Origin of the sequence: Candidatus Nitrospira allomarina, assembly GCF_032050975.1 — a bacterium.
Classification (GTDB): Bacteria; Nitrospirota; Nitrospiria; order Nitrospirales; family UBA8639; genus Nitrospira_E; species Nitrospira_E allomarina.
On the sequence record NZ_CP116967.1, the window covers coordinates 2,880,479 to 2,894,956 of the forward strand.

Sequence of the window (14,478 nt, forward strand, 5' to 3'; positions counted from 1 at the left end):
TTTGCCATGAGCGGTCGGTTAGAGTCCCGATGCCAAAAATCTTTTTAGTGACCGGTGAAACCTCCGGCGATATTCACGGAGCGCACTTAGCGCTGGCACTACGGGAACTGAATCCCGGTGTGGAATTAATCGGTGTGGGTGGCAGTCGGATGTTGGCAGCCGGAGTCTCGCTTCTTCCGCATGTCAAACGGGTAGACGCCATGGGCGTTCCGGGAATCCGGCAGCTCATACAGGGGTGGAAGACCCTACGAACGCTAACCAGTTACCTCCAGCGTGAACGGTTTGATGTCATTATCCTCATCGACAGTCCGGGATTGAATCTTCGCCTGGCCAAGGCCATTGCCCCACGGTCATGCAAAATTATCTATTACATTGCCCCTCAGGTGTGGGCATGGGGAAGCCGTCGTTTAACACTTATTCGAAGAGTTATCAGCCATGTGTTAGCGATTCTTCCCTTCGAAGAGGCCTATTTCCAAAAAGCCGGCATTCCCTGCACGTATGTTGGCCATCCATTATTGGATGAGCTCAAGCCTGCCTATGATATGGTGCATGAGCGTCAGGAATTAGGGTTGAACAGAGAGGATCTGGTGATCGGTCTGCTGCCTGGGAGTCGTGCCCGGGAAGTCCGGGAGGTGTTGCCGGCCTTCCTGCGTTCGGTTGAACAGATTCGTATTCCCTACCCTCGAGTTCAAGTCCTTCTTGCCCAAGCGCATTCACTGTCCGATTCGATGGTGAATGAACTCCTTGGACCTTTTAGCCAACAGGTCAAGGTAGTCAAAGGTCTGTCCAATGAGGTAATGGCGGCTTCAAATCTTTTACTGGTGACCTCTGGGACGGCGACGTTGCAAGCGGCACTGATTGGAACACCGATGGTTGTGGTCTATCGAACATCTCCCTTGACCTATCATATTGCCAAACGTCTGGTTAAAATTCCTTATATTAGTCTCGTGAATATTTTAGCCGGTCAAGAAATTGTTCCGGAACTGATTCAGGATCGTATGACCCCGGATTATATCGCCCATGAAGCCTTAGGCATCTTGCAAGACGTTCGTCGCCAACAGGACATGACCCAGGCTTTCCACACCATTCGGACGGCTCTGGGGGGGGGCGGGAGCGTCGAAACGGGCTGCAGCCTGTATCCTTGCCGAGGCGACCGTATGAAGACCTTCTGGCGAATTGTGTCGTATCTGAGGGAGTACCGCCTGCGGTTGCTTGGTGCGTTTGTCTGTTCTGCCGGGGTGGCAGGATTATCAGCGGTCTATGCGTGGCTTGTTCAACCGGTTCTGGATGGAATTTTTATTGAGCGCAATCAGGAGATGTTGCTCATCCTTCCGTTGGCTGTCCTGGGTGTTGCGATTTTAAAAGCCTCCTTTGCCTATGGACAGGGGTATCTCATGAGTTATGTGGGCCACTGGCTGGTGTCCGATATTCGCCAGCAATTGTTTATTCATATCGTGCGCCTGCCTATTCGTTTTCACGATGCGAATACGTCAGGACGGTTGATGGCCAGGGTGATTAGCGATGTCAACGAAATGGCGAATGCCATTCCCAGTGTGTTGAAGGATATTTTTCAACAGGGGCTGACGTTTGTGGCGATGCTGTCCGTGGTCTTTTATCAAAATTGGAAACTCGCGACGATTGTGTTGGTGGTATTACCCTTCTCCTCCTTGGTGTTGGTACGGGTCGGCCGACGGATTCGTAAACTTTCAAAACGTGGCCAGGAATCCATTGGGAGAATGGCTTCCGTCTTAAAGGAAGCGTTTTCCGGGATCAAGATCGTGAAGGCCTACGGTCAGGAAGAGAAGGAGGCTGACCGATTCTCGTTGACGAATCAAGCCTTTCGGACAGCAAAAGTGAAGTCCTCTCAAACCTCAGCGATGGCCTCTCCACTTCTTGAAGTCATTGGGGTCTGCGGTGTGGCCTTTATTATCTGGTATGGGGGAGGATTAGTCATTGCCGGAGAGATGAAGCCGGGAGAGTTCTTTTCCTTTCTGGCTGCCATGTTCATGGCGTATGCCCCCCTCCGGAAAATGTCCGGAGCCAATGAGTCGGTTCAGCGTGCGCTTGCGGGGGCTCAGCGGGTGTTTCAAGTTCTCGACCTGGAAAGTGAATTAGCGAAAGACGAAGGCAAGAAAATTCTTCCACCAATGGCGAAAAATTTGGAATTTTCCGGTGTCACCTTCAGGTATGAGGGCTCTGACGAGGCGGCCTTGCACGGGATCAATTTCACGATCAACGCCGGGGAGGTGGTGGCCTTCGTCGGGGCCAGTGGTAGTGGAAAGACCACTCTCGTGAGTCTGGTCCCACGGTTTTATCGTCCGACAGAAGGCACCGTGAAGATTGATGGTGAGGATATTCGCCTGGTTGATCGATCATCTCTGAGACGGCAGATTGGCATCGTGTCTCAAGAAACCGTGTTATTTGATGATACGATCAGGAATAATATCGCCTATGGCCGTCTGGATGCGAGTGAAGAGGCTGTCATTGAGGCGGCTCGCGCCGCCTTTGCCTGGGAATTTATTGAGCGGCTCCCTCATGGACTGGATACGCTGGTTGGTGAAAATGGACTACGATTATCGGGTGGACAACGTCAACGACTCGCAATTGCCAGGGCAATTCTGCGGGATCCCCCGATTCTGATTCTGGACGAGGCGACGTCCGCTCTGGATTCGGAATCTGAGAAGCTGGTGCAGAAAGCTCTGGCAAACCTGGTAAAAGCCCGAACGACCTTGATCATCGCCCACCGGTTGTCCACGGTCCAACATGCCGATCGTATCGTGGTGATGAATCGCGGAAAAATTGAAGAGATCGGTACTCATGCCACTTTGCTTCAACAGGGAGGCCTTTATACTCGGTTGTATCAAACGCAATTTTTACTGACTCAACCCGAACCGTTACCGACGACCTCCTAAATTGAAAAACGCCGTTCCTTATGTTGAATTGGATTAAACTGTCCGTCGCTCCGCCATTGGCCGCTCACATGATTCGCCTTTTGGGGCGTACCATGCGTCTATCTACCGTCGGTGGGGAAACCGTGGACGAGTTGTATCGCCAAGGGCGACAGATCATTATTGCCTTTTGGCATGGCCGTCAGTTGATGATGCCGTTGGCCTACCGTGGGCAACAGGCCGCAATTTTGATTAGCCAACATCGGGATGGTGAAATTATCGCGCGAATCATGGGATATTTTGGATTTCAGTCCATTCGCGGGTCGAGCACACGCGGGGGACTTCGAGCGACCAGGCAATTGTTGAAGGCCGGGCGGAATGGCGGAGATCTGGTTGTGACGCCCGATGGTCCGAAGGGGCCAGCCTGCACGGTACAATCGGGAGTGATTTATCTGGCAAAAATGACGGGATTGCCCATAATCCCTTTAACTTTTGCCTGCTCAAAAAAAAAGTCTTTACGAGTTGGGATCGCTTCCAGATTCCCTATCCCGGTGGGATAGGGTTGTTTGTATGGGGCCCACCCATCTGGGTAAGCCGGGATCTTTCCAACGAGCAGCTGTCCGGTCCCGGGTTGGAGCTGGAAGGTTCGTTGAACCGGCTTACGGCTCAAGCGGAATTGGCTGTTCAGGATTCCGACCCGGTTGAATCATTTCTCCGCCGAATGTCTTCCCAGAATCTGATCGATATGAATGAGACCTTCGATCGGTGACCGACTCATGTATTATGTAATGTATAATGTCCTGCTGGTTCTGGCCTTTCCCGTGATCATCGGACTCCTGCTGACAAAAAAACGCAGTCAACGCGGCCTGTGGTGCCGGCTTGGGGCGGTTCCTGTCGAATTGCGGAATCTGCAAAAACCGGTCATCTGGATTCATGCCGTCTCCTTAGGCGAGGTGGCCACGATCGTTCCGCTGCTCCACGCGATGAAGGCGCGGTATCCTCAATGGCCGTTGGTCGTGTCCACGGTGACGGAGACCGGTCGGGAAGTCGTGATCAAGCGTTTGGAGGGTGTGGCTGTCCATTGTTATGCTCCCGTTGATTTTTGGTGGGCGGTTGACCGGTATATCCGGATACTTCAGCCCCGGCTCTTTATTTTGGTCGAATCAGAATTCTGGCCCAATCTGCTGAAAAACCTTGAAGGGCATCGAGTGCCGATCTGTCTTGTCAACGGGAGAATCTCTTCACGATCCTTTGCCAGATATCGCTGGGTTAGAGGAATGATGAAGCAGGTGTTGAGCTGTCTCGATCTGGCCTTAATGCAATCGGAACACGATGCCGAACGCATCGGACATTTGGGCGTCAAGCCAAATGCCATTCATGTCACCGGCAATATGAAGTTTGATCAAGGGCTTGACCAAGCACAGGCTGCCGATGGAAATGTTTCGTTCAGGGCACTCTTCGGGTGCCAAGCCGCTGAGCGGCTGGTTGTGGCTGGGAGTACGCACCCTCAGGAAGAAGAGTGTTTGTTGGATGCCTACCGGCAGGTGATTGCCCGACACCCTCAGGCGGTACTGGTGATGGCTCCACGCCATATCGAGCGTGTGGCTAAGCTCGAACAGGTCATTCAACAGTATGGATTTGCTTGTGTCCGTCGCAGCCGGTTGGAGCAGAATGTCGGAGATCAGGCTTTTCAGAAGGGTCCTCGCGTCATCGTGCTAGACACCAGAGGGGAGTTGGCCTTGGTCTACCGGGAGGCCTGGGTTACTTTTGTGGGAGGGACACTGGTTCCGGTTGGCGGACATAATCTGTTGGAACCTGCACAATGGGGTCGCCCCGTTCTATTTGGTCCCCATGTCGATCATTGCCGTGACATTGCCGGACGGCTTCTGGGAGCAGGGGGAGGCATACAAATTCAGAATCAGGAGGATTTGGCCTCTCAATTGGTTCGTCTGATCGCCCATCCTTCGGCAGCCGAGGAGATGGGCCAAAGGGCGTTGGAAATGGTCCGGACCCATCGGGGCGTCGTCACCAGGAATCTTCAATGGATTGATCAATTGTTGAACAAAGACAATTCGACCTTTTTCTCTTTGTCGGCGAAGGGGTCTTCACGAACATCTCAAGAAGTGCTCCGATAAGCCTCTGTTAGAGCCCTAAATAAGGAGAGAATATGATATCCGCCATGTGTCCTTCGTGAACACGACGTCTCCTTCGCTTGGTGTGAACCCGGAACGGCTCTGGCGTTGGTTGGACCGGCGTTGCCCATGGATTCTCCGGGGGTGTGCCGTTCCCTATGGTGCAGTCGGTCATTTACGGAGGACGGCCTATCAACGCGGCTGGTTTCCTCAACATCGATTGCCAAAACCGGTGATCAGTGTGGGCAATATGACCGTGGGGGGAACCGGGAAGACTCCATTGGTGATGTGGTTGGCCGCCAGACTTCATGAACGGGGCAAGCGGGTTGCAATTTTAAGCCGAGGGTATGGAAGAGAACGTTCGGTAGAGAATAGGTTGGTCTCTGATGGTGTCTCGCTGAAAGGAGATTGGCGATCGGTAGGGGATGAGGCCATGCTGATGGCGCGCAAATGCCCTTGGGCGATTGTGGCTGTGGGGACCGATCGGTATCGTCTGGGACAGTGGGTCTTAGAGCAGGCCTCATGCGATTGCTTTCTTCTTGATGATGGCTTCCAGCATCTATCTCTCTATCGCGATCTGGACGTGCTCGTATTTGATGCGACCGATGTTGAGGGCTTAAGGGGGGTTGTGCCCGCCGGTCGAATGCGGGAACCCCTGTCCGCAGCAAAGTGGGCCACGACGTTCGTTTTCAGTCGAACGGAACAAGTTACATCGGTTGCATCACTTCAGAATCGAATCGAACAGAGCCTGGGAATGCCCATTGTCCCCATACGTCTGGAAACCAAACCCGGAATGTTCACGCATATTGCCACAGGGAAATCTCAACCGGCCGGGGCCTTTAAGGGGACAGCCTGTTTGCTCTTTAGCGGGATAGGCAATCCCGCCTCCTTTCGATCGAGTGTGGTCTCCTGTGGGTTGACGGTGGACGAGGAGATTCGGTACCCCGATCATTTTTCCTATTCAGAGAAAGATGTTGAAGCTATTCGTTTAAAGATGCGACGGGTAGGGCTTGCTCTCGTGATCACAACAGAAAAAGATGCTGTGAAAATTAAACAGCACCTGAAATGTGATGACCCTCTATGGGCGCTGGATGGGCAAGTCCGGATAGCTCAAGGGGAAGACCGGTTACGTGAACAGCTCCATACCATCTGTCCATAGGACTCAGATAGGGTTGGTCAGATAGGGTTTAGCAATCGGTTCATGTGAAAGGCCATATCGTTTTTCGATGAACATTCTCGTCCGTGTTCCCAACTGGATCGGAGATGCCGTGATGTGCTTGCCGGCTCTCATGGATTTACGAAATCATGATCCGCATGCCAAGATCACGGTGTTGGCCAGGCCGATCATCGGAGAGTTGTTGGAAGGACATCCGGGCGTGGATGAGGTCATGATGTATGTCTATCAAGGGGAACATCAGGGCCTTCTCGGCCTCTGGCACCTCATTCAACTTGTGAAAAGGAAAAATTTTGATCGTGCGGTATTATTCCAGAATGCCTTTGAAGCGGCCCTCATTGCCTGGGTGGCCGGCATCCCCTCCCGCATCGGGTATGCGACAGACGGACGGCGTTGGCTTCTGTCCCAGCCTGTGCCCAGACCGGATCGGGCTACCCTGCATCATACGAAATATTATCAGGAACTCGTGAAGGCCATCACCCACTCTCCCGGGAAAAACGACGGGTCCCCTCAACTTTTTATTTCTTCTGAGGTGAGGCATGCCTGTGCCAGACAGTTTCCTGAGATCTTTCTTCCATCAGACGGTCTGGTCATTGGGATTAATCCCGGTTCGGTGTATGGATCGGCCAAGCGATGGATACCGGAACGTTTCGCGGAGGTGGGTGATCGGCTGGTTGAGCAGCTGACAAAAGAATTTCCGGGAGCTCCGTTTGTTCGCTGCGTCCTGATTGGAGGCAAGGGAGAGGAAGCCCTTGCGCAGGATATTGCCAGACGGATGCGGTATGAGCCGATTGTCCTGTCAGGAAGAACCACCATACGGGAATTAATGGGAGTGTTGACACGCTGCTCCGTCTTGGTTACCAACGACACGGGACCCATGCATGTGGCCCAGGCTCTTGGGGTACCGGTCGCGGCGATTTTTGGTTCAACGGATCCCTCCACGACAAGTCCTCATGGGCAATTCAGTGGCGTGGTGACGGCATCGGTTCGATGTGCACCCTGTTTATTACGCGCCTGCCCGATTGATCATCGTTGCATGACCCAAGTGTCCGTTGAGCAGGTTGTGGAGGTCGCGCTGTCTCAAATCAGGATGCCATCGGGCTATGGGAACGAGGGTCGGATCAGAGGGCATGTTGGATGAGAAATGATTCTGCGGCACGGGGTACGGCCGTGTTTTTGGATCGGGATGGCACCTTGAACCACGATACGGGGTATGTCACTTCTCCCCAACAATTGGTTTTGTTTTCCGGAGTCCCTGAAGCCATCGCCCGATTAAACCACTTAGGGGTTATGGTGCTTCTGGTCACCAATCAATCGGCTATTGGTCGGGGAATGATGACCATCGAGGGGTTGGAATCGATCCATGAGAGGCTGGCCGAGTTGATTCGTCCCTATGGAGCCAGGATTGATGGTATTTTCTTCTGTCCTCATCATCCTCAAGACGGATGTGGATGTCGAAAGCCCAAAGCGGGTTTAATTCAAGAAGCGATCACTCGATTTGCTCTCGATGTATCGCAGTGTTATCTGGTCGGGGACAAACGCAGTGATTTGGAGGCGGCCTACGCCGCCTCGGTACCCGGTGTCCTGGTCATGACGAGTTCGTATAGTGCGGATGTGGTGAGGGCGAGAGAGGCGGGACAGGTGCCGATTGCGTATGTCGCGGACAGCTTTGTTCATGCCGTGGACTGGATAGAACAGCAGATCATGAACCGAGACAACCGAATCAGGCAAAACCGATGAAGCCGCTAATCCATTCATGCGCGTTATCGGGATCTTGTATGTGGCCGATGGGCTAAATGTTTCTCGCGTGTACGTATGAACATCACTCCTCAACGCATCCTGGTCATCAAATTAAGTTCGCTGGGCGATATTGTTCATGCCCTTCCAGCAGTAGCTGCGTTGCGTCAGCGGTTCCCGCAAGCCCGACTGACCTGGATGGTTAAAGAGATCTGGGCCCCGATTCTGGAAGGGAACCCCGATATTGATGACATTTTGTCTGTGAATGTGTCTTGGCAGAATTGGCCGCATATCATTCGTACACTCCGAAGAGGGCAGTTCGATCTGGTTGTGGATTTTCAAGGGCTGTTTCGTTCAGGAATCTTCGGCATGATGACTGGGGCTCGAACCCGCGTGGGTTTTGCGCGAGCCCGGGAAGGGGCGACCTGGTTGTATACACACCAGGTGCCTTTGCCCGAGACGAAACCTTCCTCCTGGCGTTTGCTGGAGGTCCATGCCGTTGATCGGAATGTCGCGATCACCACATTTCTGGGCGCACGCTCATCGACTCCGGTGTTCCATCTGCCTCAATCCTCTACCGATCGTCTCACAATCGAAACGATGCTTCAGGATGCACACGTCCGGGACCATGAACATTTGATTGCTTTGGCACCTTGGACACGGGCTGCCATGAAGTCCTGGCCGTTTCAACGGTTTGTGGATCTGGCCATCGAACTGGTGCAGTGGCCCGATGTTCGTGTTGTACTTTTGGGTGGGGCTTCAGATATCTCTGCTGCCGGGGCATTTGACCGTCTCGTGCCTCAGGGGCTGATCAATCTGGTCGGACGACTGTCTCTTCCTCAATTACCCTCACTCTTGCGAAGAATGCACCTGCTCATTGGAAACGATTCGGCGCTCATTCACCTTGCAGCGGGAGTGGGCATTCCGGTGGTCGCGATCTTTGGCCCTACGCATCCCAAAGCCACAGGTCCCTATCCCTTTGGAAAGCATGTTATCGTACGCATGGAATTGCCCTGCAGTCCCTGTGGAGCACGAACATGCAAAAATCCCAACTATCTGGAATGCATGGAATCGATCTCGCTCGAGAATCTCATTCGTGAGATCAAAGGAATCGTCGGAGGCCTCTCTCTTCGAAAAAACGATCGTGTGCCGGCAACACAATTCTCGGCGAAACCGTAAATCTGTGAGAAGGTCGAAGGAAGCAACCGCATGACGGAACAACGCACGAGAGAAAAAGTTTCCGCTGTGGTGATTGCCTATAATGATGCGCCGAACATGCGGAAATGTTTAGAGAGTCTTCATTGGGTGGATGAACTGGTGGTGATCGATTCTCACAGCACGGATGGGACGACGGAAATTTGCCGTGAATTTACCTCCAAGATTTTCCATTATCCCTTCCAGGGGTTTGGGGTGCTTCGGAATCACGCCCTGACCCATGCCACGCATGATTGGGTACTGAGCCTGGATACGGACGAACGGGTGACGCCAACGGTGCAGGAAGAAATCGAACGGTTGCTCCTTGAGGGGCCTTCGGCACGGGCGTATAAGATTCCCAGAAGGAATTTTTTCCTTGGGCGGTGGATCAAACATTGTGGATGGTACCCTGATTACCGGCAACCACAGTTTTTTCATAAGGGACACATGCGCTATCGAGAGGAGCTGGTCCATGAGGGCTATGAGCTGAAAGGAAAACTTGGATATCTTCATGCCAGTCTGGAGCAGATTCCCTTTCGGGATATCGATCACTACTTTCGCAAAATGGATCGGTATTCCAGCTTGCGGGCGGAGGATATGCATCGTGCAGGCCGGACATTCCGCCCCCATCAGTTGGTGCTTCGTCCCTTATTTACCTTTCTGAAAATGTATGTGTTTCGGGGAGGGATGTTGGACCGGAAACCGGGACTGATTTTATCTATGTTGTATGCCTATTACACCTTTGTGAAATACGCCAAGTTGTGGGAAATGCAAAAAAGTTGATCTTATGGACCTTCTCTGCGATCCCCTTGATCCCCCATTGGCGATGCCGATGGTAAGCCCAACTCTCTCTCGTTATCAGAGACCCATGCGCATTCTTCACACGGAATCTTCTTCAGGGATGGGAGGGCAGGAATACCGCGTGTTGGAGGAAGCGCAAGGCATGGAGAAGCGTGGTCATACGGTCATCGTCGCTGCCCCTCATGGGAGTCAATTGGCCGCCCTGGCAAAACAGCGAGGGCTCCAGGTCAAAACAACCACGTCCGGCAAGCGAGGGTGGATCACGTTAATCCCTTCCTATTTGCGAATCTTGAAACACTATGAAATTGATGTGGTCAATACGCACGGGTCTCTTGATAGTTGGACGGCGTCGATTGCCGGACGGATTTCGTCCCGACGGCCCATCATTGTCCGGACCCGCCATAAAAGCACGCCAGTCTCACGGACGTGGCGGCATCGACTCCTCTATGGAAAATTGCCGCATGTCGTCACCACCACGGGTGAGGCGGTCAGACAGGGATTGATGACAGGAAACCGGCTGAGCCCTTCCCGGGTCATTTCGATTCCCACGGGAGTTGATTTGGACCGGTTCCATCCTCAACACCCGGATGTGTCCTTACGAAAGAGTTTGGGGCTTGGAAGCCAAGGTCCGCTGATCGGAGCCGTCACCTTTCTGCGCCCGGAAAAGGGCATGGCCGTCTTGGTCGAGGCGGTCCGGTGGCTCACGCCACGTTTTCCTAGCATCGAGTGCCTCATCATCGGAGATGGCGGAGAACAGCCGGCACTGTTGAGTCGCATTCGAGAGCTTGGCTTGGAGCACTGTGTGCATCTCATCGGGTTTCGGCAGGATGTGCCGGCTATGCTGGCGATACTGGATGTGGTGGTCATTCCTTCTTTTGAAGAAGGTATTCCCCAATCTCTCACTCAAGCCTTAGCTATGGAACGTCCTGTGGTCGCTTCTGCGGTGGGAGGGGTGCCCGAAGTGGTGCAGGATGGCCTGAACGGTCTGTTGGTCCCTCCACGAGACCCCGAGATCTTAGCCGAGAAAATTTCCTGTCTTCTGTCTGATCCCATTGCCGCGACCCGAATGGGGAAGATCGGGCGACAAGTTATTCACGAACGATTTTCCATGGAACACATGCTGACTCAAACGGAGTTGGTGTATCGGCAATTGATGCAATCATACGCCCCCGTTGGTGTGTAGAGGTCTTGAACGGGCGGGGAGAGCGTCGGCGACGTAGCCGGCTTGAGCTACAAAGGATTCGAGGACATGGTTTGTTTGACAGGGGATGTCCACCAACGCTCGTATCGGGGAACCGATACGCCATTTTCCTCTCAAACAGAAGTCGCCTTAGCCGCGAAATATTGTGATATTGCCGGGAAGTACGGAGTGAAAGTTTCGCTGTTTTTTACGGGGAAAGCCTGTGAGGAAGAACCGGACACGGTGAAAATCCTTTCGGGTCTGCGGCATTGTGAAATTGGTGGTCATACCTTTGCGGCTTTTCGAGATCCGTTATCTCGACTATTCAAGAAAGTGTATGGAACGCCATGGGGAACCACTGCGCACCAACTTCGCGATATTCAGCGGACCATTGGTAGCATTCAACAGGTGACGGGCCATCGAATTCAGACCTGGCGAAATCATAGTTATATACGAACCGCTGATACGGATCGCTTATTAGAATCCTGTGGAATCCATGTGGTGTCCGATGAGGTCTCCGATTTGAAAATCTCTCCCGAATGGGTGCGTCCCGGTTATCGTTCGGTTCCGATGAATGTTCTTCCGGATCACGAACATGTCTTACATGGAAAATATCAACATGGGAAAACCAAACCGGAGCGTCTTGCCCACCGAATGCCTATCACGGAATGGGCCGACCGGGTGAAGGCGAGTATACGGAGGATATGCGAGCAAGGAGGAACCGCCACAGTCCTTGCCCATCCGATGTGCATGGACGTGGCCGATGGCATGGTGGTGTTTGAGGACCTCTGTCAATATTTCCAACCGTATGGGACGGTTTGGCTCTCAGAAGTCCAGTGAAGGACATGTGAATGGAAACTGAGACATGCCGGTTGAGGACCGGTGGAGTGAAATGCCTGATGCGCAGGGATCGACCAATTGACGATGATACAAGGCCCGAAACTCCATGCGGGCATAGACGGTTCTTTTTACCCCTGGTGGTTAGTGATAACGGATCATTTATCTTATGAAAAACCAGAATAGTCCGGCCCAAAAGAATGTCACGTCGGTCACGCGGGAAACGGTCTCTTGTGCCGTGGTGGCATTCAACGAAGAGAAAAACCTTCAGCCGTGTTTGGAAAGTGCAAGGTGGATGGATGAAATCGTCGTGGTGGATTCATTCAGTACGGATCGCACCATGGAGATTGCCAGAACGTTTACGGACAAGATTTTTCAACGCCCCTGGCGAGGGTTTGGGGATCAGAAAAATTATGCGATGGATCAAGCGACCACGGATTGGGTGTTTATTTTGGATTCCGACGAGCGAATTCCTGCCGAACTTCAGGCTGAGATAGAAGCCGTGCTGTCTGCCGGTTCGAAGGATGGGCCTGTGGCCTATTATGTCCCCCGTCATAATTATTATTTTGGCTCTTTGGTGTTGAACGCCGGGTGTTATCCCGATTATCAATTGCGTCTGTTCCGCCGGGGAATCGGTCATTTGGATGATGCCGAGCCCCACAATAAATTCATCTTTTCAGGAGAATCTGCGTTTCTCTCGTGTCCATTGGTGCATCTCACCAGGCCCACGCTTCACAATTATTTTGAAAAATTTCCGAACTTTACGACCTTGGCTGCCCAAGACCGGGCCAGAACCAAACGCCATGTGCGTGGCACAGACCTCCTGTTTCGTCCGATCTTTACGTTTTCGAAATACTATTTCGCCCGAAAGGCTTATCGTGATGGCATGGCGGGGTTTTTAGTCAGCGCTCTATCCAGTATGTATACCTTTGTGAAATATGCCAAGCTCTGGCATATGAGACAACTCGAAGCCCAGGGATATTCTCAGTAATTAAAATCGCGAGGGGTGACCCGCCCTCCAGAATGACAGTCCATGACGATAAGACATTGTCCGATGACTCACAACAGTTCAAACATCTGATGCGCGTCGGGTTTGATGCCGGCCCCATGCGTTCCGCCTATAGCGGGATTGGACAGTATGTCCGGTGTCTCTTTCCTGCCATGTTTTCCTTTTCCCAGGATATTGAATGGGAGGCCTATGCTTCATTGGGTGGTTCTTCCCAACCCCTTCCGCTTCAATTCCCGTCGCATGTCTCCGTGAAATGCTCCAAGTCCTCGTGGGGATTTGGCCGAATGGAGAACGATCAACCCCCGCTCGATATCTTTCATGGGACCAACTTCAAGGCTCCAGATTATGGCCAACGTCACACCATACTCACGATTCATGATGTCTGGCTGGCACGTCATCCGGAATATTCGAAGAAACTCCTTGGCCAAGCGCTTTCCTCCTGGAAGTTAGGTTTGCGCGCCAGGCAGGTCTCTCGCGTGGTGGCGGTCTCCAAATTTTCTTCCCGGGAAATTCAAGAGGTGCTTCATCTCCCGTCCGACCGTATTACGGTGATCCACCACGGGCCGTCTCCCGCCATGTTTCCTGATCGGGATGATCAGAAGTTTCAGGAGGTCCGGACTCGATTGCACATTCCTGCCCGTCCCTTTGTGCTATTTGTGGGAGGAGCTGAGCCCCGGAAAAATCATACCGCAGTGTTTAAGGCATTTGCCCGATCACCACGACTTGCCTCATCCTTCTCTCTTGTGGCCATCGGTGAGGTAGAATCACGGGGCGCCAACCTGATGGTGACGGCCAGGGATTTGGGGATCGGTGATTACGTATGTTGCCCTGGTTATGTGTCCAGCGAAGATTTACGGCTGCTGTATTCCCATGCGGAGGTTTTTGTGTTTCCGTCCTTGTATGAGGGGTTCGGCATTCCACTTCTTGATGCCATGGCGTGTGGTGCCCCGATTATTACCGGGACGGGGAGTGCTCTGCCGGAAGTGGCAGGGGATGCTGCTCTCTATGTCGATCCTCAGGATCCGGAACAATTGGGGATGGAAATAGAACGGCTGGTGAGTGATCGCGAATTACAAACGCAATTACGCAACAAGGGGTTCGAGCGGGTCAAGCACTTTACGTGGGAGCGGGCGGCACAGGAAACGCTGAATCTCTATAGGAACGTGCATGGCTAACCAAAGGTGCTTGATGAAAATGGCAATGGCTGGGATAACGTCCTGGCCGACGTGGATGGTATTGCTAGCGGCAAGTGTCACGGTTGGGCTTCCTCGCGTTCCGTATTATCAGCAGGGACTCCCGTATATCTACGACCTCGGGGGAATGGCCTTGGTGATTTGGTTTATTGGGCTCGGGTTTCTCATTCTTGGACTCTATTTCGTCGTTATGGGAATTGTGAGTGCCGGTTGGTTCCTGAGCAGGAGGCTCTCTGCCGTACTCTTTGGAGGCATGTCGTTGATTCTTGCCGGCGGCTGTCACTGGTTCTATCTGCTGTTGTTGGAGATGTCAGTCAGAGTGACATGAGACCG

General features: G+C 52.8%; 14 protein-coding genes. All 14 read left to right on the plus strand.

Annotation, left to right across the window (positions count from 1 at the left end):
• The first annotated feature begins 29 nt into the window (after positions 1-29).
• Positions 30-2,912 (plus strand): lipid A export permease/ATP-binding protein MsbA, encoded by a 2,883-nt coding sequence (gene msbA / locus PP769_RS12805; RefSeq protein ID WP_312640700.1) that lies wholly within the window; start codon positions 30-32, stop codon positions 2,910-2,912.
• Between the two features lie 20 nt (positions 2,913-2,932).
• Positions 2,933-3,448 carry a lysophospholipid acyltransferase family protein gene (locus tag PP769_RS12810; protein WP_312640702.1) on the plus strand — a complete coding sequence of 172 codons (516 nt, stop codon included), beginning with the start codon at positions 2,933-2,935 and terminating at the stop codon, positions 3,446-3,448.
• A 2-nt stretch (positions 3,449-3,450) separates the two neighbouring features.
• The gene (locus tag PP769_RS12815) at positions 3,451-3,657 is read left to right on the plus strand and encodes a hypothetical protein (RefSeq protein WP_312640704.1); all 207 of its coding nucleotides are present in this window, start codon (positions 3,451-3,453) and stop codon (positions 3,655-3,657) included.
• A gap of 7 nt (positions 3,658-3,664) precedes the next feature.
• Positions 3,665-5,023 carry a 3-deoxy-D-manno-octulosonic acid transferase gene (locus PP769_RS12820; RefSeq protein ID WP_312640706.1) on the plus strand — a complete coding sequence of 453 codons (1,359 nt, stop codon included), beginning with the start codon at positions 3,665-3,667 and terminating at the stop codon, positions 5,021-5,023.
• A 55-nt stretch (positions 5,024-5,078) separates the two neighbouring features.
• Positions 5,079-6,179 (plus strand): tetraacyldisaccharide 4'-kinase, encoded by a 1,101-nt coding sequence (gene lpxK, locus PP769_RS12825; protein WP_312640708.1) that lies wholly within the window; start codon positions 5,079-5,081, stop codon positions 6,177-6,179.
• Positions 6,180-6,246: 67 nt separating this feature from the next.
• The gene (gene waaF / locus PP769_RS12830; protein WP_312640710.1) at positions 6,247-7,335 is read left to right on the plus strand and encodes a lipopolysaccharide heptosyltransferase II; all 1,089 of its coding nucleotides are present in this window, start codon (positions 6,247-6,249) and stop codon (positions 7,333-7,335) included.
• Entirely contained in the window at positions 7,332-7,934 is a 603-nt protein-coding gene (locus PP769_RS12835) for a D-glycero-alpha-D-manno-heptose-1,7-bisphosphate 7-phosphatase (RefSeq protein WP_312640712.1), read from the plus strand. Before waaF ends, PP769_RS12835 begins: the two co-directional genes overlap by 4 nt.
• A gap of 75 nt (positions 7,935-8,009) precedes the next feature.
• Positions 8,010-9,110 carry a glycosyltransferase family 9 protein gene (locus PP769_RS12840; RefSeq protein ID WP_312640714.1) on the plus strand — a complete coding sequence of 367 codons (1,101 nt, stop codon included), beginning with the start codon at positions 8,010-8,012 and terminating at the stop codon, positions 9,108-9,110.
• A gap of 30 nt (positions 9,111-9,140) precedes the next feature.
• A complete protein-coding gene (locus PP769_RS12845) occupies positions 9,141-9,908 on the plus strand; it encodes a glycosyltransferase family 2 protein (protein ID WP_312640716.1) in 768 nt (255 codons plus the stop codon).
• Positions 9,909-9,912: 4 nt separating this feature from the next.
• Positions 9,913-11,109 carry a glycosyltransferase family 4 protein gene (locus PP769_RS12850; protein WP_312640718.1) on the plus strand — a complete coding sequence of 399 codons (1,197 nt, stop codon included), beginning with the start codon at positions 9,913-9,915 and terminating at the stop codon, positions 11,107-11,109.
• A gap of 66 nt (positions 11,110-11,175) precedes the next feature.
• The gene (locus tag PP769_RS12855; RefSeq protein ID WP_312640721.1) at positions 11,176-11,946 is read left to right on the plus strand and encodes a polysaccharide deacetylase family protein; all 771 of its coding nucleotides are present in this window, start codon (positions 11,176-11,178) and stop codon (positions 11,944-11,946) included.
• A 166-nt stretch (positions 11,947-12,112) separates the two neighbouring features.
• Positions 12,113-12,934 (plus strand): glycosyltransferase family 2 protein, encoded by an 822-nt coding sequence (locus PP769_RS12860; RefSeq protein WP_312640723.1) that lies wholly within the window; start codon positions 12,113-12,115, stop codon positions 12,932-12,934.
• A gap of 32 nt (positions 12,935-12,966) precedes the next feature.
• Positions 12,967-14,127, plus strand: a complete 1,161-nt coding sequence (locus PP769_RS12865) for a glycosyltransferase family 4 protein (protein ID WP_312640725.1) — start codon at positions 12,967-12,969, stop codon at positions 14,125-14,127.
• 25 nt (positions 14,128-14,152) lie between these two features.
• A complete protein-coding gene (locus PP769_RS12870; RefSeq protein ID WP_312640727.1) occupies positions 14,153-14,473 on the plus strand; it encodes a hypothetical protein in 321 nt (106 codons plus the stop codon).
• Positions 14,474-14,478 lie beyond the last annotated feature (5 nt).

Coding starts and splice junctions, on each gene's coding strand:
- PP769_RS12865 (WP_312640725.1), top strand. CDS start 12,967: ATGACAGTCCATGACGATAAGACATTGTCCGATGACTCACAACAGTTC.
- msbA (WP_312640700.1), top strand. CDS start 30: ATGCCAAAAATCTTTTTAGTGACCGGTGAAACCTCCGGCGATATTCAC.
- PP769_RS12835 (WP_312640712.1), top strand. CDS start 7,332: ATGAGAAATGATTCTGCGGCACGGGGTACGGCCGTGTTTTTGGATCGG.
- PP769_RS12855 (WP_312640721.1), top strand. CDS start 11,176: ATGGTTTGTTTGACAGGGGATGTCCACCAACGCTCGTATCGGGGAACC.
- PP769_RS12845 (WP_312640716.1), top strand. CDS start 9,141: ATGACGGAACAACGCACGAGAGAAAAAGTTTCCGCTGTGGTGATTGCC.
- PP769_RS12840 (WP_312640714.1), top strand. CDS start 8,010: ATGAACATCACTCCTCAACGCATCCTGGTCATCAAATTAAGTTCGCTG.
- PP769_RS12860 (WP_312640723.1), top strand. CDS start 12,113: ATGAAAAACCAGAATAGTCCGGCCCAAAAGAATGTCACGTCGGTCACG.
- PP769_RS12870 (WP_312640727.1), top strand. CDS start 14,153: ATGGCTGGGATAACGTCCTGGCCGACGTGGATGGTATTGCTAGCGGCA.
- PP769_RS12850 (WP_312640718.1), top strand. CDS start 9,913: ATGGACCTTCTCTGCGATCCCCTTGATCCCCCATTGGCGATGCCGATG.
- PP769_RS12820 (WP_312640706.1), top strand. CDS start 3,665: ATGTATTATGTAATGTATAATGTCCTGCTGGTTCTGGCCTTTCCCGTG.
- waaF (WP_312640710.1), top strand. CDS start 6,247: ATGAACATTCTCGTCCGTGTTCCCAACTGGATCGGAGATGCCGTGATG.
- PP769_RS12810 (WP_312640702.1), top strand. CDS start 2,933: ATGTTGAATTGGATTAAACTGTCCGTCGCTCCGCCATTGGCCGCTCAC.